The following is a 19,747-nucleotide window of genomic DNA, read 5'->3' as shown; positions in this document are numbered from 1 at the left end:
CAATTACTGGCCGCCCTTCTGCACGAAACCGCGCACGAATTCTTCCGCGTTCTGTTCCAGCACGCCGTCGATCTCGTCCAGCAGATCATCCGTGCCTTCGGTCTCGGCCTGCGCGGCCGGTGCGGCGGCAGGCTCGGGCGTGGGCTCGTCGTCGTACTCTTCGTCGTCGCGGCGCGAGTCCACGTTCTTGCGGTCCTGGGTTGCCATGATGGCCTCCTTCTGGTGGGACGATCGACTCTGTCCTAGTGCTTATGTTGCCACGTGGGGCTCGTCCGCGGGGCCCAGCAACGCCGTGATGAAGTCCTCTGCCGACGAAGCTTCCTCGAAGAGCCTGCCGGTCAGTGCGCGGTTGCCGCGCAACGGCTCGCGGGTGGGGATGCGCTGCAGCCGGCGCCGGTCGGGAAGATCGAAAATCACCGAGTCCCAGCTGGCCCCGACGACCTCGCGGGGGAAGTGTTGAATGCACTTCCCGCGGAAGTAGGCCCTGGTGTCCTCGGGCGGCTCGCCCACGGCGGCGTCGATCTGTGCGTCCGAGAGCAACCGGCGGATCCGGCCGCGTGCGGCCAGGCGGTGGTAGAGGCCCTTCTCGGGCCGCACGTCGGCATATTGCAGGTCGATGAGGCCCAGGCGCGGGTCGCCCCACTCCATGCCGTCCCGGTCCCGGTAGGCCTGCAGCAGTTTGAGCTTGGCCACCCAATCCAGCTGGTCGGCGGCGTCCATCGGGTCCCGGCGGAGCGTGTCCAGCACCGCAGCCCAGCGCCGCAGCACGTCCGCGGTCTGGCCGCTGTCGGTCCCGTGCCGGCGGCAATGCTCCACCGCTGCCTGCAGGTAGATCTCCTGCAGGTCCAGGCCGGTGACCATGCTGCCGTCCTTGAGCGGTACCTTCTGCTGCAGGGAGGGGTCGTGGCTGATCGCCTGCAGCGCCTGCACGGGGTCGGCCAGCTGGACGTCCGGTACCTCGCCGTGTTCGATCATCGACAGCACGACGGAGGTGGTGCCCATCTTCAAAAAAATCGACACCTCGCTCAGATTCGCGTCGCCGATGATCACGTGCAGCCGCCGGTACTTGTCCGCGATCGCGTGCGGTTCGTCCCGGGTGTTGATGATGGGCCGCCGGATGGTGGTCTCCAACCCCACTTCGGCCTCGAAGAAGTCCGCGCGCTGGCTGACCTGGTAGCCAGGGGTGCGGCCGTTGCTGCCCAGCCCCACCCGCCCGGCACCGCACACGACCTGCCGGGACACGAAAAACGGAATCAAGCCGGTGACAATCCGGTTGAACGGCACGCTGCGCGGCATCAGGTAGTTCTCGTGCGCGCCGTAGGAGACCGACTTGTTGTCGGTGTTGTTCTTGTACAGGTTCACCGGCGAGAATCCCGGCGTGGCGGCGATCCTGCGCATCGCGGCGAGCACGACGGCGTCGCCCGCCTTGTCCCAGCGCACCGCATCCAGCGGGTTGGTCACCTCGGGCGAGGAATATTCCGGATGGGCGTGGTCCACGTACAGCCGGGCCCCGTTGCTGAGCACCATGTTCATGAGCACGCCGGAGGATTCGTCCGTGTAGAACTCGTTGCCGGCCGCGCGGCCGCCGGCCAGCGCTATCTGCTCGGCGTCGAGGATCGGCGGGACATCGGTGAGCTGGGATGGGTCCGCCTGGTCACGCGACAGGTCGAATCCGCGGGCATCGTGCAGCGGCTCCTCGTCGGTGTAATCCCACCGGGTGCCGGCCAGGTTCCCCAGGCCCTTCCGCATGGTCGCCGCGTACGCGTTGATCACCTGCGAGGAGAGCACCGTGGAGTTGGCCAGGGGTTCGCCGGGAGCATGGATGCCATACTCCGTCTCCGAACCCATCACGCGATAGACGCTCACAGGTACTGCCCGGTGTTGGACATCGTTTCGATGGCCTTGCCGGCCTCCTGCCCGGCCTTGCCCTGCACGATCGTGCGGATGTAGGTGATCCGTTCGCCCTTCTTGCCGGAAATCCGGGCCCAGTCGTCCGGATTGGTGGTGTTGGGGAGGTCCTCGTGCTCGCGGAATTCGTCCACCACGGCGCTGAGCAGATGCTCGATCCGCAGGCCCTTCTGCTGGTTGGTCAGCAGGTCCTTGATGGCGTTCTTCTTGGCCCGGTCCACCACGTTCTGGATGACGGCGCCGGAATTGAAGTCCTTGAAGTAGAGCATTTCCGTGTCGCCGCTGGCGTAGGTGACTTCCAGGTACTCGTTCGACTTGTCGGTGGAGTACATTTCCTCGACCGTGCGCTGGATCATCGCGTCGATGGTCGCCTTGCGGTCCTGCCCGTGCTCGGCGAGGTCCTCGGCATGGATGGGGAGGTTGGTGGTGAGGTACTTGGCGAAGATGTCCGCGGCCGCCTCGGCGTCGGGCCGGTGGATCTTGATCTTCACGTCCAGCCGGCCGGGGCGCAGGATGGCCGGGTCGATCATGTCCTCGCGGTTGGAGGCGCCGATGACGATGACGTTCTCCAGCTTCTCGACGCCGTCGATTTCGGACAGCAGCTGCGGCACGATGGTCGTTTCGACGTCGGACGACACGCCGGTGCCGCGGGTGCGGAACAGCGAATCCATTTCGTCGAAGAAGACCACCACCGGGCTGCCGTCGGATGCCTTCTCGCGTGCCCGGGCGAAAATGAGCCGGATGTGCCGCTCCGTCTCGCCCACGTACTTGTCCAGCAGTTCCGGTCCCTTGATGTTCAGGAAGTAGCTGCGGGTGTCCGTGCCGCTGCGCTCGATGGCCTTGGCGGCCAGGGAGTTGGCCACGGCCTTGGCGATCAGCGTCTTGCCGCAGCCGGGAGGGCCGTAGAGCAGGATGCCCTTGGGGGCCTTCAGGCCGTGCTCGCGGTAGAGGTCGGGATGCAGGAAGGGAAGCTCGACGGCGTCGCGGATCTGGTCGATCTGCGGGCCCAGGCCGCCGATGTCCTCGTAGGAGATGTCCGGCACCTCCTCGAGGATGAGGTTCTCCACCTCGCTGCGGGGAATCTTCTCCAGCGCGTAACCGCTGCGGGCGTCGATGGACACGGCGTCGCCGACACGGAGCCGTTCGGTCCGCAGGGCGCCGGACAGCTTGACGACCCGTTCCTCGTCGGCCCGTCCCACCACCAGGACGCGGTCGCCGTCGAGCATTTCCTTGATGGTGACCAGTTCGCCGGAGCGCTCGAAGCCGAGCGCGGCGATCACTGTGAGCGACTCGTTGAGCAGGACTTCCTGGCCGGGGGCGAGGTGGTCCATCTTCACCAAAGGGCTGACCGCGACGCGCAGCTTGCGCCCGGACTGCACGATGTCGACGCTCTCCTGCACCACGGCAGCGTTGCTCGTGCCGGGCCGCGGCCGCTGCGCCTTGTTGACCTGGGTGATGGTCGCGAAGCTGAAGGGGGTTTCGCCGTCGCGTTCGAGGGCGGACTTAAGCCGGACGATTTCGCTCTTCGCGGTCTCGAGCGTGGAGACGAGGCGGGAATTGTTTTGGGTGGCCGCGGCCAACTGCTTGTCCAGGTGGCGGAGTTTGTCGCGCAGGACGTTGATCTGGCGTTGGGCGACCGTCAACGCGTCACGCTGGTCGTCCTGCCGTTCAGCCGGTGCCGGTTGGTTGTTCTGGTTCTGGTCGTTCATCACCGCGACCTGCTTCCGTGATCGGTTCCTTCCCTAGACACTAACCGGCCCCCGCCCCGGCTGCACCTGTCTACGAAAGAAAACGCCAAACCGAGACATCTTGTTCCGATGCCCCCACGGAAGCGGCCCGCGTCCCGCCCTCAGTCGGTTTCGGGGTTGATGTCCTTGAACGCTCCGCGCTGCACGGTGGAGGCGGCATCCTTGGCAGCGCGGCGAAGCCGGCGGTCGGACACGGTCCGCTCCCCCAGTGCCTCGGCATTCCAATCGTCCTCGTTGCCGGTCCACGCCTGCACGTCCTCGGCGGCGAAGCCGGTCTTGGACGGACGGCGCTTGGGCGTCAGTCCCGTCTCGCCGCCGGCCAGCCGGCGGGCCGTGAGCAGGAAACCGGTGTGCGCCACCATGCGGTGGTCGGGCCGGACGGCCAGGCCCTCCAGGTGCCAGCCGCGGACCATCGACTCCCAGCCGTCGGGCTCGGTGAACCGGCCGTCGGCCCGGATCGCCTCGGCAGTACGTGACAATTGCGTAACGGTCGCGACGTAGCTGATCCAGACGCCGCCGGGCGCCAGCACCGTTGCCACGGCGTCCAGGCACTCCCACGGCGCCAGCATGTCCAGCACCACCCGGTCCACGCTGCCGGGCTCCTCGGCTTTGACGACTTCGTCCTGGAAATCTCCCAGCGAGATCTGCCAGGCGGGGTGCGGTCCGCCGAAGAACGTTTCCACGTTGCCGCGGGCAACGTCGGCAAATTCCTCGCGCCGCTCGAACGAGTGCAGCCGTCCGCCGTCGCCCACGGCGCGCAGCAGCGAGATGCTCAGGGCACCCGAACCGACCCCGGCCTCCACCACCCGGGCGCCCGGGAAGATGTCCGCCATGGTCACGATCTGGGCGGCGTCCTTGGGGTAGACCACGGCGGCACCGCGCGGCATGGAGAGCACGAAGTCCGAAAGCAGCGGGCGCAGGGCCTGGTACCGGTGGCCCACCGTATTGGCCACGACCGTTCCCTCTTGCCGTCCGATCACCTCGTCATGCGGCAGGAAGCCCTTGTGCGTATGGAACGCGCCACCGGGCGTCAGGGTGATGGTGTTCATCCGGCCCTTTTCGTCCGTGAGCTGGACCCGTTCCCCGGGCCGGAACGGCCCGCGTCGCTGGTCGGCGCCGTGCGCGCTGGTGGTGGAGCTCATGCGTGGATCACTTCCGGTCGTTGTGTGTGCGGCCCGGCGGTGTGTGTCGGGCCGGTTCGTCGATTGTATTCCGGCCGGCGGCCGTGTTCCCGGCGCCGACCGGCGGGATCAGAGCCTGCCGGCCTTGCCGGTGATGGCGCGGACCACCGTGCTTTGCTGGAGCACGCCGGTGACGCGGCCCTCGCCGTCGATCACGGCGTACTCGCTGCCGGCCAGCCGGGCCAGGTACTGCACCAGCTCCTGGCCGGCGGCCGCCTCCGGCACGTAGGCCCCCGGCGCCAGGGCCCGGGAGACGGCCGCGGCGGGAGTCCGGGGGGCGGCCGGCGGCGGCACCTGGTCCAGCGCCGTGCGGTCCACGACTGCTTCGGGCTGGCCGGTCGCGGCGGTGAGCACCACGGAGAGCCCGGGGTGCCCCTGGATCAGCTGCCGCACCTGGTCCACCGTGGCGGTGGCGGGCAGCGACGCGGCCGGAAGCTTGAGCTGCCCGGCGCTGACGGACGGCAGCCGCAAGCGCATCCGGGCGTGCGAGATGGCCGAGCTGGCGCCCATCCAGAGGAAACCGCACACGAGCACCATGAGCACCACCAGCTGGAGGTCCGGCGTGCCGCCCCGCAGCAACGGGACGCCGATCACGCCGATCACCAGCAGCACCACGATGGCGCGACCGGCCCAGCCCGCCGCCACGGTCCCCTTTTCCTGGCTGCCGGTCGCCTTCCAGACGGCGGTCTCCACCAGACGCCCGCCGTCCAACGGGAGCCCCGGAAGGATATTGAAGACGGCCACCAGGAAGTTGGCCCAGATGAAGATGTCGGTCAGCAGGAACGGAATCGGTTCGCCGCGGAACAGCGGCAGAACGAGCATGCCGGCGCCGGCCAGCGCGAAGTTGGCCACGGGCCCGGACAAGGCCACCAGCAGGGACTTGCCCGGCGTGGCGTTGAAGTTGTCGAACTGTGTGTGGCCGCCCCAGAGATTGAGCACGATCTTGGCCGACGGCCACCGGAAGGTCCGGGCCGTCAGGGCGTGGGCGAGTTCGTGCACCAGCACCGAGAACAGCAGCAGCAGCGCGTAACCGAACGCCACGGCGTACGCTCCCACGCCGATCTCCGGCATCAGGCGCTGCACCTGGGGGCCGAAGATCAGCACGATGAAGGCGGCGATCACGAACCAGGACCAGGCCAGGACCACCGGGACGCCGAACATGCGGCCCAGGGGAATGCCTTCGCTGCGTTCCTTTTCCTCGGCCGGCCGGGGGGTTTGCGTGCTCATACTCCTGCTTCCTGGGCGGCGCCCACCAGGACGCCCTCCACGTCCGCCAGGCCCTTTCCGGCCAGGCTGTCCCAGTGCGGGCGCCCCGGTGCCAGCGGAACGGGCACGACGTGTGGGATGGCCACGGTCACGAGGCCGGCGGCTTCGGCGGAGGCAACCCCGGGAACCGAGTCTTCCAGCGCCACGACGTACTGCTTGTCGGCGCCGGGCAGGTGGCCGCTGAGCCAGTCGAAGGCCTGCTGGTACGGTTCCGGGTCCGGCTTGCCGCGCGTGACCATGTCACCGGTGACGACGTGGCGGAAGCTGCCCTCGGGCAGCGCCCTGACCACTTCGGCGGCGAGCTTGGTCTCGCTCATGGTCACCAGGACCGACGGAATGCCTGCCCCGGCCAGCTCCGCGAGCAACTCCCGTGCGCCGGGGCGCCACGGGATGCGCCCGCGGACGCGTTCGGTCACGGCGTCGATCAGCCGGTCGACAATCTCGCGGATGCCCAGTTCGACGCCGGCCTGCTGCAGCACGGCGGCGGATGTCTCCAGCGCATTGCCCACCAGCTTTTTGCCCAGTTCGTCGTCCCACACCCCGCCGAACGAAGCAACCAATTCGGTTTCGGCTTCGATCCAGTACGGCTCGGTGTCGACGAGCGTTCCGTCCATGTCCCAGAAAACGGCCTGCAGGCCGGACGACGGATGGCTGGACGCAGCGGGGGAAGGGGAAATTTTGGGCATGCATCCAGTCTACGGGCCCTTCCTGCCCGGCCCCGGCATCGGCCCCATCACGGGCTCCGGCACGGGGCTACGGCACCGGAATCGGGGGCTATGCTGGGCGCGAATCGAATGTCGGCTCACTGACAAGCCGTGCCGGGAGGATTAGGGTGAAACCGTGAGTACTCAGGACAGTGGCGACCTGCCCACGGAAGGCGACGGCGAGCAGCGCGGTTTGCACTTGCTGTTCCCGCAGACGAAGCCCGGCGAGACACCGCGGCGTTATACCGTGATGCTGGCTGCATTCGAAGGCTGGAACGATGCCGGCGAAGCCGCCACGGATGCCGTCAAGTACCTGAGCCGGCTCTGGGACAGCCACAAGGTGGCCACGGTGGACCCGGATCTTTATTACGACTTCCAGTTCACCCGGCCGGTGGTGCACCGCACCGCCTCCGGGGAACGCCGGATCAAATGGCCGACGACGAAACTGACGCGCAGCAGCATCCCGGGCAGCCGGCTGGACATTATCTTTGTCCACGGGGTGGAGCCGTCCTACCGCTGGCGGGCGTACACCGCGGAACTGTTGGCCCACGCCGAAGAGCTGGGCGTGGACTGCATCATCCTGGTAGGCGCCCTCTTGGCCGACGTGCCGCACACGCGTCCCATTCCCGTCACGGTCACCAGCGACGACGACGACGTCCGCCGCGCCCTGAATACCGAGTCCAGCCAGTACGAAGGCCCCACCGGAATCGTCGGAGTGTTGTCCGATGTCGCCTCGCTGGCCGGCATTCCCACGATGTCCGTCTGGGCCGCGGTGCCGCACTACGTGGGACAGTCGCCCTCCCCCAAGGCCGAGCTTGCTTTGCTGCACCGGCTGGAGGACATCCTGCAGGTCCCGCTGGAAGTGTCCGTCCTGAGCGAAGAAGCCGAAGCGTGGGAGCGCGGCGTGGACGAACTTGCCACCGAGGATCCGGAAGTCGCCGCCTACGTGCGGCAGCTGGAGGAGGCCAAGGACACGGCCGAGCTGCCGGAGGCAACCGGGGAATCCATCGCCCGCGAATTCGAGCGCTACCTCAAAAAGCGCGGTAAAGAGTAGGGGCCTCCACGGGAACCACACGCCGCTTAGCCGGTTGGGGCGGGCCCAGTCGTGTCGACTTCGTCGCCACGCCGGGTCCCTGCCCGCCCCGCCCTTCTCGCTCGGCGATGCGCGGCTTAGTGGTTCCCGCCTCCGGCCCTAACTCTAGGCTTAGAGCCGGATGCCCAGCAGCGCGTCGAGCAGCGCCGCGAACTGCCCGGCGCCGTCACCGGCCTGCCCTCCGGCCTGCTGCCGGGAGTGCTCGGCGAAGCCGTCGATTTCGGCCAGGGCCGCGGGTGCGTTGAGGTCGTTCGAGAGCGCCTGGCGGATTTGCTGTGCCAGCTCGGGTACCTGTTCGGCCTGCACATAGGGGGCCGCGCCGCGCCACGCAGAAAGCCGCGCCTGCGCCTGGCGGAGCAGATCCCCGGTCCAGAACCAGTCGCTGCGGTAGTGCTGGCCCAGCAGCACGGTGCGGATCGCAGCCGGCTCCACGCCTTCTTCGCGCAGGGCCGAGACCAGCACGAGGTTGCCCTTGGACTTGCTCATCTTTTCGCCGTCGAGGCCGACCATGCCAGCGTGCATGAAGTGCTTGGCCAGCGGCTTGCCGGTCATCGCGTAGGCGTGCCCGGCGCTCATTTCGTGATGCGGGAAACTCAGGTCCGAGCCGCCGGCCTGGACGTCGAAGGTTTCCGGCAGGAATTTGCGCGCGATCACCGAACACTCGATGTGCCAGCCGGGGCGGCCGGGGCCGAGCGAGGCGCCCGGCCACTCGGGTTCGCCGTCACGGGCAACGCGCCACAACAGTGCGTCCAGCGGGTGTTTCTTGCCCGGGCGCTCCGGATCGCCGCCGCGCTCGGCAAAGAGCGGCAGCATTTGATCTTCGGTCAACCTGGAGGTAGCGCCGTTGTGCCAGCCCGGTCCCGCTGCGGCAACGGAATCGAAGTACACGTCGCCGTCGGGCTCGCCGCCGGTGCCCGGTAGGCGGTACGCGAGGCCGCGGGCCAGCAGGTCCTCCACCACCGGAACGATCCACTCGATCGATTCCACCGCTCCGATGTACTCGCCGGGCGGGATGACGTTGAGTTCTTCCATGTCCGTGCGGAACAGCTCGGTCTGGTCCTTCGCCAGCAGCTGCCAGTCCATGCCGGTGGCCGCGGCGCGTTCCAACAGCGGATCGTCGATGTCCGTGACATTCTGCACATAGTTGACGGTGCGCCCGGCGTCGCGCCAATAGCGGTTGAGCAGGTCGAAGGCCACGTAGGTGGCGGCATGGCCCATGTGCGTGGCGTCGTACGGGGTGATGCCGCAGACGTACAGGCTTCCCGTCGAGGACGGCTCAAGCCGTACCAGCGACCCCACGGAGGTGTCGTGGATGGTCAGTTCGTCTTTGCCGCCCGGAATTTCGGGTACGGCACGGGCATTCCAACCAAGCACTCTTGGGTTTCCTTCCGATGAGGTGAACGGACGCGGATGGCGGGCGGGGCCGCCGTCGTAAATGACGCTCCTAACATTCAAGGATGCAGGAGCCGGATAAATTCCCGCAGGTCAGGCGTTGATGACTCCGGCGCCCAGCAGCACGAACAACAGCGCGCCCAGGGCGATCCGGTACCAGACGAAGAGCCGGTAGCTGCGGGTGGACACATACTTCAGGAACCACCCGATGATCACGAAGCCGACGCCGAAGGCCACCACCGTGGCCAGCGCCGTCTCCCCCAGCCCGTACGGCCCGGGTTCGCCGAAGCTCTTGGCCAGCTGGTACAGGCCCGAGGCGAAGACCGCCGGAATCGCCAGCAGGAATGAATACCGGGCGGCGGCCTCGCGGGTGTAGCCCATCAACAGGCCGGCGGTGATGGTGCCGCCGGAGCGGGAGACGCCCGGGACCAGGGCCAGCGCCTGGGCCAGCCCGTACAGGATGCCGTGCTTGTAGGTGAGCTTGTCCAGCGTGCGCACCTGGCGGCCGATGGAGTCGGCGATGGCCAGGAACACGCCGAAGACAATCAGCATGGTGGCCACGATCCACAGGCTGCGGAAGGTGGATTCGATCTGGTCCTGGAACAGCAGCCCGAGCACACCGATGGGGATCGAGCCGATGATGACCAGCCAGCCCATCCGGGCGTCCGGGTCGTTCCGCGGCACCTTGCCGGTGAGCGAGCCGAACCAGGCCTTGATGATGTTGACGATATCGCGCCAGAAATACACGACGACGGCGGTTTCCGTGCCCAGCTGGGTGATGGCGGTGAAGGCGGCCCCGGGATCGGCGGCACCGGGCAGAACCTCTCCGATGATGCGCAGGTGCGCGCTGGATGAGATCGGGAGGAACTCGGTCAGGCCCTGCACGAGCCCCAGGATGATTGCTTCTAGCCAATTCACATCCTCGACCTTATGGCACCAAGGCCCGCGGAACGGAAACGGACACAGCCGCGGCGCGAAGATCCGCCCACGGCACGACGCCGGGCACCCGGCGCGGGGCCGGGGCGGATGGGCTGCCCGTGCGGGAGGACGAGGCACGCGCCTGCGTCGGCGGGCCGCTGCCAAGGGCGCGGCAGCGCAGGCCATAAGCTGGCTTTATGGAGCACAATCGCTTGGGTCACAGCGGGCTGAAGGTCCCGCAGCTGTCGCTGGGAACGATGACGTGGGGAGAGGAAACGGACGAGGAGGCCGCGGGCACCATGCTGCGCGCCTACCTGGACGCCGGCGGCACCCTTTTGGACACCGCCGCGCCGTACGCCGAAGGCCGCAGCGAGGCCATGCTCGGGGCGTTCCTGGGCGAACTGGTTCCTCGGCAGGAGGTGCTGGTGGTCTCCAAGGCGGGCGTGACGCGCAGCGAGGGCCGGCGCGAGGTGGACACGTCCCGCGGCGCTATGTTGCGCAGCCTGGACGCCAGCCTGGCCCGGCTGGGCACGGACTACCTGGACCTGTGGCTGGTCCATCTCTGGGACGACGGCGGCGCGCCGCTGGAAGAGACCCTGTCCGCCCTCGAGCACGCGGTCTCGTCGGGCCGCGCCCGCTATGTGGGAGTCTCCAACTACTCCGGCTGGCAGCTGGCCCGGGCTGCCTCGATCAGCCCGGTTCCGCTGGTCGCGGTCCAGAACGAATATTCGCTGCTGCACCGCCGGGCCGAACACGAAGTCATTCCGGCGGCGCGGGCCCTCGGGCCGGGCCTGATGGCCTGGTCGCCGCTGGGACGCGGCGTCCTGACCGGCAAGTACCGCACCGGCATTCCGGCCGATTCCCGGGCCGCCTCCGAGCAGCGCGCCGGGTACGTGGAACCGTACCTGAGCGGCCGGCCGGCCCGGATTGTGGATGCGCTGGCCACGGCGGCGCGCGGCCTGGACGTCCGGCCGCTGGACCTGGCGTTGAGCTGGGTGCTGCAGCGGCCCGCCGTCGGCACGGCCGTGGTGGGTCCCCGCACCCCCGCCCAGCTGGCAGAAATCCTGAAGGCGCCCTTGGACGCCCTGCCCGCCGCGATCGGCCAGGCGCTGGACGAGATTTCCACGCCGTAACGTTCCGTCCCGCGCGGCGGCGCCGGCCCGTCAACGCTTGATCGGGTCCGGGCGGCCTCGGGGGCGTGCTACTTTTCTTCGATCTCCAGATCGTCGTCGAAGGGGTCCACCACGTCGTCGGGTTCGTCCATGCCCTCGTCGTCCGACTCGTCGTAAATGACCAGCGGGGTCACTTCGCCGTAAGCATCGTAGAGCGCGTCCTCGTAGGTTTCGAACGATTCCATAATGGACGAGAAGGCCGCTTCCACGGCAGGATCGTCATCACCCCGGCGGCTGGATGCGGCGGCCAGGTGCTCTTGCAGGGCGGAAACCAGTGACTCGAGTGCGACGCGCGGATCAATGCTCATGCTGTAGACGTTAGCCGCATTGTGGAGAATAAGTGAAGAGAACAGGAGGGCAATGAGAGAACAATTTCTGGGTGCCGCCGTCACCCGCGAACGCGACTACGCCCGGCAGTACGAATACCTGGTCCTGACCGTGAACAAAGACGAATCCGTCGGCGAGGCCCGCCGCGCGCTGACCGAGCACGCCGAGTACGGCAAGTGGGATCTGGTCCGGACCCGGTTGTACCTGGGCGGCGGCCGCAAGTACTGGCTCCGTCGCAGGGTACTGAAGGTCGAACGCACCGCCTGACCCCCGGCAGGCGGTGCGCGGCCGGCGTCAGTCTTCCAGCGGCCCCAGCCAGGCCGTTGCCACGGTGCTGTGCGCGGACTCGTCGTCCGAGGGGTGGTAGAGCCCGGCCAGCACGTCGCGGTACAGCCGCTCCAGTTCACCGCCGCGGAAGTACCCGCCGCCGCCGGAGACGCGTACGGCCTTCTCCACCACGTCCTTGGCGGTTTCGGTGGCCCTGATCTTGATGCCGGACAGTTTGGCGAACCAGAACCTGCCGTGGTCGGCCAGCGTATCCACGTCGCGGGCAATGGACGCCAGCTGCGGGTAAAGCCCGTCCATGGCCAGGGCGGCGTCGGCCACCCGCCAGCGGATGTCCGGATCCTGCGCGTAGCTTTTGCCCGTTTTCAGCGAACGACGGCGGTGCACGGCTTCCACCGCGAGGTCCAGGGCCCGGGTGCCGATCCCCGCATAGACGGACGAGAGCAGGATTTCGAAGCACGCGAAGATGCCGAAGATCAACGGATCCGGGTTGGGTCCCACCGGCAGTTTCCGGAAGATCCGCTCCGGCGCGGCGACCGCGCCTTCCAGCACCGTGGTGTTGGACTGGCTGGCGCGCATGCCCAGCGTGTTCCAGTCGTCCTTGATCCGGTAGCCGGGCTTGTCCCGGTCGATGAACCCCCACACCAGCTGCGGTTCGGTGCCGGAATCGTCGCGGCCGAAGACACCGAGCCGCGTCCAGGCGGGCGAGAGGCTGGTGAACACTTTCGTGCCGGTGAACCCGTACGCGCCGTCCCCGCGGGGTGCGGCGACGGTGCGCGAATCGAAGAGGACCTGGTCGTTTCCGGCCTCGGAGACCCCGAACCCGAAGACTTCGCCGCGGCCGGCCTCGGCGAGGACGTAGTCCATGCTGTCGTCGCCACGGGCCTGGAGGACCCGCGCGACGCCGGTCCACACCAGATGCATGTTGACGGCCAGCGCCGTGGCGGGCGCCGCGGTGGCCAGCCGCATCTGTGCCCGGGTTGCCTCCTCCAGCGTGTAGCCCAGGCCGCCGTCTTCCTCCGGGACGAACATTTTCAGGTAGCCCGCCTCGACGAGGTCGGCGAAGTCTTCGTGGAAGAAGCTGTTCGCTTCGTCGTAACCTGCGGCCCGGCCCCTGATGGTCTCAAGCAGCTCGTCCGGGAGCAGTTCTTCAACACTGGCGGGCATGCCGGTGGTCCTTTCGTCGTCGTTCCAAGTGGTCAGTAGGTGGTGAGCAGGCGCTGCAGGACGCGGGTGCCGAACTTCAGCGAGTCCACCGGCACCCGTTCGTCCACGCCGTGGAACATCCCGGTGAAGTCCAGGTCGTCGGGCAACCGCAGCGGAGCGAAGCCGTAGCCGGTGATGCCCAGCCGGGCCAGCGCCTTGTTGTCCGTGCCGCCGGAGAGCGTGTACGGGAGCACCACGGCGTCCGGATCCTCGTGCGCCAGCGAATCGATCATGGCGTCCACCAGGTTCCCGGCGAACGGCACCTCCAGCGACCTGTCCTGGTGCACGTAGCTGACCTGCACGTCGGGGCCCGCCAGTTCGCGGATGGTGGCCAGCACGAGCTCTTCCTGTCCGGGCAGTGTCCGGGCGTCGATCCGCGCCTCGGCCAGCCCGGGGATCACGTTTTCCTTGTAGCCGGCCTTCAACACCGTGGGGTTGGACGTGTTCTGCAGGGTGGCGCCGACGAAGCGGGCCAGGGTGCCCAGTTCCTTGAGCAGGATGTCCGGGTTGTCCGGGTCGAATTCGACGCCGGTCAGCTCGGTCACCCCGTCGAGGAACCGGCGGGTGGTGTCCGTCAGCTCGATCGGCCACTGGTGGGCCCCGATCCGGGCCACCGCGGCCGCCAGCGTGGTCACGGCGTTGTCCGTGTTGATCTGGGAACCGTGCCCGGCCCGGCCGGCGACTGCCAGCCGCAGCCACGCGATCCCCTTCTCCGCGGTCTGGAGCAGGTAGGCGCGGCGACCGCCAATGGTGGCCGAGAAGCCGCCCACCTCCGAGATGGCCTCGGTGGCGCCGTCGAAAAGCTCGGGACGGTTCTCTACCGCCCAGCGCGCCCCGTAGGTGCCGCCGGCCTCTTCGTCGGCAAAGAACGCGAAGACGATGTCCCGGCGCGGCCGGGTGCCGCTGCGTGCCATGTGCCGCGCCACCGAGAGGATCATCGCGTCCATGTCCTTCATGTCCACGGCGCCCCGGCCCCAGATGAGGCCGTCCCGCTCCTCGCCGCTGAACGGATCCACCTGCCAGTCATCGGCTTGCGCCGGCACCACGTCCAGGTGGCCGTGCACGACCAGCGCCGGCGCCGAGGGGTCCGTGCCGGCCATCCTCGTGACCACCGACGTCCGGCCGGGCGCGGACTCGAACACATCGGTGGCCAGTCCGGCTTCTTCCAGCAGACCGGCCGCGTACTCGGCGGCCAGCCGCTCCCCCGGCCCCTCGTTGCCGCCGTAGTTGGAGGTGTCGATCCGGATCAGTTCCTGGCAGATCTGGGCCACTTCTTCGTGCGGGCTCGGTACAGTCATGAAGGCTCCTCGGAATCGATGTCTGTCCCCAGCCTAACGAGCGGGAGCGGTCGAAGGCAGCAGCTGTCCGCAGGGGGCGCCGCGGTTGGTGCGGCCGAAGCCGGGCCGGGGTGCCGGCACCGTCGGGCGCATGGAGGGCCCGATTCAACAGTTCGGGCAAAACATGTTAGAGTTTTTCTCGCTGCTTTCGACGGAATCGGTGCGCCTGACGGCCGCTGGAGAACCGGCGAAAGTCCACCTGCGCGGGTGGCGGAATGGTAGACGCGCTAGCTTGAGGTGCTAGTCCTCTTATTGAGGGTGAGGGTTCGAGTCCCTTCCTGCGCACAGAGAAAGCCCCGGACTTCCGGGGCTTTTTTGTGCCCGCGGCGCGCGAAGAGCACAGGCGGCCCGGCGCAGCCACGGGTCCTCGTCTTCCGCCCACCGATCGAGGATTGCTTCCGCACGCATGCGGGACCGGCCGGTCAGCCCCTGGATCAAGGGACCGACGACGTCAATGGCGAGCGGGTCCGCCAAGGCCGCCAGGCGCGCGTCGCGCAGGAAGCCTTCCAGCCGGGTGAGGTCCGAGCTTCGCAACAGGCGTTGGTTCGACTGCAGCAGCACGACGGCGGCCAGGCGCCGCTCGAAGACCGGCCGGGCCCACAGTTCGGAGCTGAGGGCGGTCACCTCGTCGTGCGAGAGCAGCCGGAACTTCCGCCCGGCGTCCCGGACCGTACCCCGGACCGCACCGACCGACGCACCGTAGTAGCGCAGTCCGTCGCCCGCCTCGTTCTGCGCTTCCGCCCGTGCCCAGGAGGCTTCCCGCCGCAACGTGAGGTCGATGAATTCTGCCGCCTCGCTCATCCAGCAATTCTTTCATTCACTCGGCGTCCCGGCCGGTACCCTCCTGTCCGGATGCCCGGTCGTTGCCGGCTTCTTACTGGCCGGGCGCCGGTTCGTGACCGGCTTCTTCCTGGCCGGTGTAGGTGCGCAGCAGGTCTTTCGCGCCCTCGGCCGCCTGCCCTTCCTGATCCAGCGTCCGCTGCATGGTTTCCGCGTTCTCCCGGCCGGCCGGGAACGGCGGGAGCAGCGGAACGTCGGGATCGGTGAGCACCTCGATAAGATACGGCCGGTCGGCGGCCAGTGCCTCGTCCCATACGGCCCCGAGCTGCTCGGGGTCCTCGACCCGTTTCCCGTGCAGTCCGAGCAACCGTGCGTAGCCCGCGTAGTCGACATCGGGCAGGGCCTGGCTGTCGGCAAACCGCGGCTCGGCCTCCATCTCCCGCTGTTCCCAGGTCACTTCGGCGAGTTCCCGGTTGTTCAGGACGCACACCACAAAACGAGGGTCCATCCACCGCTGCCAGAGTCGGCCGACGGTAATCAGTTCGGCCAGGCCGCTCATCTGCATGGCTCCGTCTCCCGTGAGGGCGACAACCACCCGTTCCGGCGCGGCCAGCTTGGCGGCGATGCCGTACGGTATCGAACAGCCCATGCTTGCCAGGGTGCTGGAGAGGTGCGCCTGGGCCCCTGCCGGCAGCCGCAGCTGCCGGGCATACCAGTAGACGGAACTGCCGACATCGACGGCGAGCAGGCCGTCCGGCGGGAATCGTTCGCTCAGCTCAAAGGCCACCCGTTCGGGGTTGACCGGTTGCGCCGGCGTCATGGCCCGCTGCCGCGACAGCTCGCGAGACTGCCGCACCCAGCCTTCCACCTGCTCGCGCCACCCGCCGCCTGCGCGGTCCTCAAGCAGCGGCAGCAGCGCCGCCAGGGTGGTGGCGGCGTCGCCGGTGAGCGCCGCCTCGACCGGATAGCGGTTGCCGATGGCACTGGCGTCATTGTCGATCTGCACCGCTCGGGCAGCACCGGGCGGCGGGTAGAACTCAGTCCAGGGGTCATTGGAGCCCACGATCAGCAAGGTGTCGCAGTGTCCCAGCAGTTGGCCGCTGGCGGCGGTACCCAGATGCCCCATGGTTCCGGCCGCGAAGGGCAGCGACTCGTCCACATAGGGTTTGCCCAGCAGGCTGGTGGCAATGCCGGCCCCGAGCTTCTCCGCCACCGCGACCACCTGCCCGCGGGCATCCCGCGCTCCCTGTCCTACCAGCAGGGCAACCCGCTGCCCGGCGTTGAGCACGTCCGCGGCCGCGCGCAGGTCGTCCGGGTCCGGGACCACGTGCGGGGCACGCCAGATCGGCGCGGTGGTCACCACGCCGTGGGTGTGCTCAAGTTCGGGGGCGGGAAGTTTCTGGATGTCGTGCGGAATGATCACCACGGCCGGGCCGCGGCCGCTCAGGGCCGCCTTGAAGGCGCGGTCCAGCACCAGCGGAACCTGCTCAGGGGTGCTCACCTGCTGCCGGAAGGTGGCCACGTCCTTCGTCAGGTTGGCCAGGTCCACTTCCTGCATGTACCCGGAGCCGAGCGCGGTGCGCGACTGCTGCCCGACGATGGCCACTACCGGGACGCTGTCGAGTTTGGCGTCGTACAGGCCGTTGAGCAGGTGCACGGCTCCTGGCCCCTGGGTGGCCGTGACCACCCCCACCCCGCCCGTGTACTTGGCGTGCCCCACCGCCATGAAGGCGGCATTTTCCTCGTGCCGGGCCTGGACGAATTCGACCGTCCCCGCGCGCCGCAGCGCGCCCATGAACGTGTTGATGCCGTCCCCGCTGTAGCCAAAAATCCGCGACACCTGCCACGCGCGAAGTCGATCGACAATAAGGTCTGCAACGAGCCGCTGGGCCATATCCACTCCACTCGCAATTCTCAGGGTGCTTACTGTTTAACATCCCTATCATCCGCTGCCTCCGTTTTGAACCGTCCCTGAGCCGCCCCGCGGCCGGCATGCAAAGATGGCGGCATGGAACTGGACGGAGAACTGGCGGCCCATCCCGTCAGGCAGGGCGCGGTGGGTCAGCGGGACATCGACCTGTACCGCACGCTCAGCGCCGACATTGCCGCGGGCGTCGCGGTGGTGTCGACGCGGTGGCGGAACCGGGACTACGCGGCGACCGTCAGCGGTTATCTCTCGGTGTCCTACGATCCGCCCACCATGCTGGTCAGCCTCTTCGAGGAGTCGAGGATTTGCGACGCCGTGGCCGACTCGGGGACCTGGGCCTTGAGCCTGCTGGCCTCGCAGCATCAGGGCACGGCGAACTGGCTGGCGAGCCCGGGCAATCCGGTGGAAGGCCTGCTCAACCAGGTCTCGTACCGGCGCGGCCCGGCCACCGGTGCTGCGGTGATCGGCGGAGCCCCCGCGTGGTTCGAGCTGAGGACGACAGCGGTGCATCCGGCGGCGACCCACCTGCTGATCGTCGGCGAGGTGCTGGCCATGGGCCGGGACGCCGCCGGTGCGGAAAGCGCCGATCCGCTCATCCACTTCGGCTCCTCCTACCGGCGCCTGGGCCGCTAGCAGCGCCGGACCACGGCCCGAGCCAGCGAGGCCGGAGTTGGTCAGGGGAGCGCCGGCGGCCCGGAGTAGGCGCCTTCCCAGACCGCCCGCGTTCCGGATTCGCCGGTCAGCACCACTGCCACCGTGGCGCCGGCACACACGGCCAGCACGGCGACGGCGACCACCGCCGCGAGGACGCGGTATCCGGCGCCAAGCCTGCGCCGGGAGGAGGCGTCCGCCGTCGTTCCGTAGCGGAACCACAGCCACAGTCCCAGCGCCGCGGCGAAAAGGCCGGCCACCCACGGCAACAGCATGTCGCCCAACTGCATGTGTTCGACGGCCAGCGGCGTCTGGTCGATCCTGAGGAACAACCAGTGGCCGGCCTGTTGGGTGAGCGGCACCAGCACCAGGGCCAGCAGGGCGATCAGCGGGGTGGCAATCCCCAGGCGCCGCCTCGCCGCCGGCCAGAGCAGGGTGAGCGCAACGCACAAAGCCGCCAGCGGAACGAACACCACGGTGGCGTGGACCAGGAGCACGTGCAGCGGCAGGGAATTGATTTCGTACTCCACCGGATCCGCTCCTTGTGTCCCAGACCTGGCCCGTCAACCGGTAAGACGCCCGGGTGTTACGTAGCGGTTCAGCCGGGAGGCGGGCGGCCGGTCCATTGTCTTACCCGGCTGCCTGCTCTATGAATGGACTATGACGGCCACGCTGAGAGCCTTGGAAACCGCTGTTCCGGATACCATCCTGATCCAGTCGGAGGCGCGGGACGTGTTCTCCACGCAACCGGGCCTGACGCGCCTGGGACAGCGCCTGGTGACCACATCGTTCGACCAGTCCGGCATCGACACCCGGTACACCGCCGTCGAGGAACTCACGACGGCCAAGCGGGCAGACAACCCGGTGTTCTTCGACGCCGAATCCCGGCAGTTGCTCTCTCCCAGCACGAAGGTGCGCAACGACATCTTCGCGGACAAGGCCACCCCGCTGTTCATCGAGGCGGCAGGCAAGGCGCTTGCCTCCTGCGAGGGGATCGGCCCGGCGGACATCACACACCTCATCACCGTCTCCTGCACCGGGTTCTTCAATCCGGGACCCGACTACAAGATTGTGCGTGCGCTGGGGCTCAACCCCGCCGTCCAGCGCTACCATCTCGGCTTCATGGGCTGCTATGCCGCGTTCCCGGCCCTGCGGGCAGCCAAGTCGTTCTGCGACGCCGATCCGCAGGCGGTGGTGATGGTCGTATCGGCAGAACTCTGCACGCTGCACGTGCGCACCTCCAACGACCCGGACACCATTGTCGGGTCCTCCCTGTTCGCGGACGGCGCGGCGGCAGCGGTCATCACCGCGCGCGGCCTGGACGAGACCGGTCCTGCCATCCGGCTGGACCACTTCGAAACCGTCCTCACCCCGGTCGGCGAGGAATCCATGGCCTGGAACATCGGTGACGAGGGCTTCGAGATGGTCCTGGGGACCTATGTTCCGCACATTATCGACGAACACATCGTTGGTGCGCTGGAGCCGTTGCTGGCCCGTGAACCGGACGTGGCGGCAAGACCATACCGCGATATTGAGCACTGGGCGATCCATCCGGGCGGCCGCAGCATCCTGGACAAGGTCGAGGCCAAGCTGGAGCTGACCGGGGAACAGCTCGTGCCGGCCCGGGAAACGCTGCGGCGGTACGGGAACATGTCCAGCGCCACCGTGATGTTTGTGCTCAAGCACATTCTGGAGCAACCGGCAGGGTCCGGGGAGGAGCGGATCTGCTCGATGGCCTTCGGCCCGGGCCTGACCGTGGAAACCGGCCTGTTCACCAAGACCGTGCCCGCCGCCACCCTCCAGGCACGCCAGGTTTCCGCGGCAGCGGCGGTGTAGGGCGGGAACCGAGCGC

19 protein-coding genes and 1 tRNA gene are annotated in these 19,747 nt (G+C 68.2%); 6 read left to right on the top strand and 14 right to left on the bottom strand.

The features are described from left to right. Positions 1-3: 3 nt before the first annotated feature. From AC5RVG_RS11860 to AC5RVG_RS11835, 6 genes are all read right to left on the bottom strand, one after another. A complete protein-coding gene (locus tag AC5RVG_RS11860) occupies positions 4-207 on the bottom strand; it encodes a ubiquitin-like protein Pup (protein WP_493978456.1) in 204 nt (67 codons plus the stop codon). A gap of 42 nt (positions 208-249) precedes the next feature. Next, positions 250-1,848, bottom strand: a complete 1,599-nt coding sequence (dop, locus tag AC5RVG_RS11855) for a depupylase/deamidase Dop (protein ID WP_494014131.1) — start codon at positions 1,846-1,848, stop codon at positions 250-252. 14 nt (positions 1,849-1,862) lie between these two features. After that, the gene (gene arc, locus AC5RVG_RS11850; protein ID WP_493978557.1) at positions 1,863-3,551 is read right to left on the bottom strand and encodes a proteasome ATPase; all 1,689 of its coding nucleotides are present in this window, start codon (positions 3,549-3,551) and stop codon (positions 1,863-1,865) included. 206 nt (positions 3,552-3,757) lie between these two features. After that, positions 3,758-4,798, bottom strand: a complete 1,041-nt coding sequence (locus AC5RVG_RS11845; RefSeq protein WP_494013985.1) for a tRNA (adenine-N1)-methyltransferase — start codon at positions 4,796-4,798, stop codon at positions 3,758-3,760. Between the two features lie 108 nt (positions 4,799-4,906). Further along, positions 4,907-6,064, bottom strand: a complete 1,158-nt coding sequence (locus AC5RVG_RS11840) for a site-2 protease family protein (protein ID WP_494013984.1) — start codon at positions 6,062-6,064, stop codon at positions 4,907-4,909. Continuing rightward, on the bottom strand, positions 6,061-6,789 hold the full coding sequence (locus AC5RVG_RS11835; RefSeq protein ID WP_494013983.1) for an HAD family hydrolase: 729 nt from the start codon (positions 6,787-6,789) through the stop codon (positions 6,061-6,063). The genes AC5RVG_RS11840 and AC5RVG_RS11835 overlap by 4 nt, the downstream gene beginning before the upstream one ends. A 211-nt stretch (positions 6,790-7,000) precedes the next feature. Here AC5RVG_RS11835 and AC5RVG_RS11830 point away from each other — a divergent pair, with 211 nt between their 5' ends. After that, positions 7,001-7,861: a PAC2 family protein gene (locus AC5RVG_RS11830; RefSeq protein WP_494001254.1), complete on the top strand. Its 861-nt coding sequence runs from the start codon at positions 7,001-7,003 to the stop codon at positions 7,859-7,861. Between the two features lie 150 nt (positions 7,862-8,011). Here AC5RVG_RS11830 and mshC read toward each other — a convergent pair whose 3' ends face one another. Both mshC and AC5RVG_RS11820 read right to left on the bottom strand, forming a co-directional pair. Then, positions 8,012-9,274: a cysteine--1-D-myo-inosityl 2-amino-2-deoxy-alpha-D-glucopyranoside ligase gene (gene mshC / locus AC5RVG_RS11825; protein ID WP_494013982.1), complete on the bottom strand. Its 1,263-nt coding sequence runs from the start codon at positions 9,272-9,274 to the stop codon at positions 8,012-8,014. Positions 9,275-9,385: 111 nt separating this feature from the next. Beyond that, positions 9,386-10,210 carry an undecaprenyl-diphosphate phosphatase gene (locus tag AC5RVG_RS11820; RefSeq protein WP_494013981.1) on the bottom strand — a complete coding sequence of 275 codons (825 nt, stop codon included), beginning with the start codon at positions 10,208-10,210 and terminating at the stop codon, positions 9,386-9,388. A gap of 197 nt (positions 10,211-10,407) precedes the next feature. Between AC5RVG_RS11820 and AC5RVG_RS11815 the strand changes: the two genes are divergently transcribed. Then, positions 10,408-11,343 (top strand): aldo/keto reductase, encoded by a 936-nt coding sequence (locus AC5RVG_RS11815; RefSeq protein WP_493999712.1) that lies wholly within the window; start codon positions 10,408-10,410, stop codon positions 11,341-11,343. Positions 11,344-11,411: 68 nt separating this feature from the next. Here AC5RVG_RS11815 and AC5RVG_RS11810 read toward each other — a convergent pair whose 3' ends face one another. Further along, positions 11,412-11,690, bottom strand: coding sequence for a hypothetical protein (locus AC5RVG_RS11810; RefSeq protein WP_493978463.1), 279 nt, complete (start codon positions 11,688-11,690; stop codon positions 11,412-11,414). Positions 11,691-11,742: 52 nt separating this feature from the next. Between AC5RVG_RS11810 and AC5RVG_RS11805 the strand changes: the two genes are divergently transcribed. Continuing rightward, positions 11,743-11,976, top strand: coding sequence for a DUF5703 family protein (locus AC5RVG_RS11805; protein WP_493999711.1), 234 nt, complete (start codon positions 11,743-11,745; stop codon positions 11,974-11,976). 27 nt (positions 11,977-12,003) lie between these two features. On the opposite strand, the gene AC5RVG_RS11800 is transcribed toward AC5RVG_RS11805, so the two are convergent. Next, positions 12,004-13,161, bottom strand: a complete 1,158-nt coding sequence (locus AC5RVG_RS11800) for an acyl-CoA dehydrogenase family protein (protein ID WP_494013980.1) — start codon at positions 13,159-13,161, stop codon at positions 12,004-12,006. Positions 13,162-13,193: 32 nt separating this feature from the next. Beyond that, positions 13,194-14,498, bottom strand: a complete 1,305-nt coding sequence (locus AC5RVG_RS11795) for a M20/M25/M40 family metallo-hydrolase (protein ID WP_493999709.1) — start codon at positions 14,496-14,498, stop codon at positions 13,194-13,196. 240 nt (positions 14,499-14,738) lie between these two features. Between AC5RVG_RS11795 and AC5RVG_RS11790 the strand changes: the two genes are divergently transcribed. After that, a tRNA-Leu gene (locus AC5RVG_RS11790) sits at positions 14,739-14,822 on the top strand. On the opposite strand, the gene AC5RVG_RS11785 is transcribed toward AC5RVG_RS11790, so the two are convergent. Continuing rightward, a complete protein-coding gene (locus tag AC5RVG_RS11785) occupies positions 14,787-15,338 on the bottom strand; it encodes a DNA alkylation repair protein (protein ID WP_494013979.1) in 552 nt (183 codons plus the stop codon). The two genes, AC5RVG_RS11790 and AC5RVG_RS11785, sit on opposite strands and share 36 nt — an antisense overlap. Before the next feature lie 73 nt (positions 15,339-15,411). Then, positions 15,412-17,211 carry a thiamine pyrophosphate-requiring protein gene (locus tag AC5RVG_RS11780; protein ID WP_493999707.1) on the bottom strand — a complete coding sequence of 600 codons (1,800 nt, stop codon included), beginning with the start codon at positions 17,209-17,211 and terminating at the stop codon, positions 15,412-15,414. Between the two features lie 114 nt (positions 17,212-17,325). On the opposite strand from AC5RVG_RS11780, the gene AC5RVG_RS11775 reads away from it, so the two are divergent. Then, the gene (locus AC5RVG_RS11775; protein ID WP_494013978.1) at positions 17,326-17,877 is read left to right on the top strand and encodes a flavin reductase family protein; all 552 of its coding nucleotides are present in this window, start codon (positions 17,326-17,328) and stop codon (positions 17,875-17,877) included. 41 nt (positions 17,878-17,918) lie between these two features. Here AC5RVG_RS11775 and AC5RVG_RS11770 read toward each other — a convergent pair whose 3' ends face one another. Beyond that, on the bottom strand, positions 17,919-18,425 hold the full coding sequence (locus tag AC5RVG_RS11770) for a hypothetical protein (protein ID WP_494013977.1): 507 nt from the start codon (positions 18,423-18,425) through the stop codon (positions 17,919-17,921). Positions 18,426-18,555: 130 nt separating this feature from the next. On the opposite strand from AC5RVG_RS11770, the gene AC5RVG_RS11765 reads away from it, so the two are divergent. After that, positions 18,556-19,731 (top strand): type III polyketide synthase, encoded by a 1,176-nt coding sequence (locus tag AC5RVG_RS11765; protein WP_494013976.1) that lies wholly within the window; start codon positions 18,556-18,558, stop codon positions 19,729-19,731. Positions 19,732-19,747: the final 16 nt, after the last annotated feature.

The organism is Arthrobacter senegalensis, from assembly GCF_059091765.1.
This window is presented reverse-complemented; position numbering and strand designations above follow the sequence as displayed.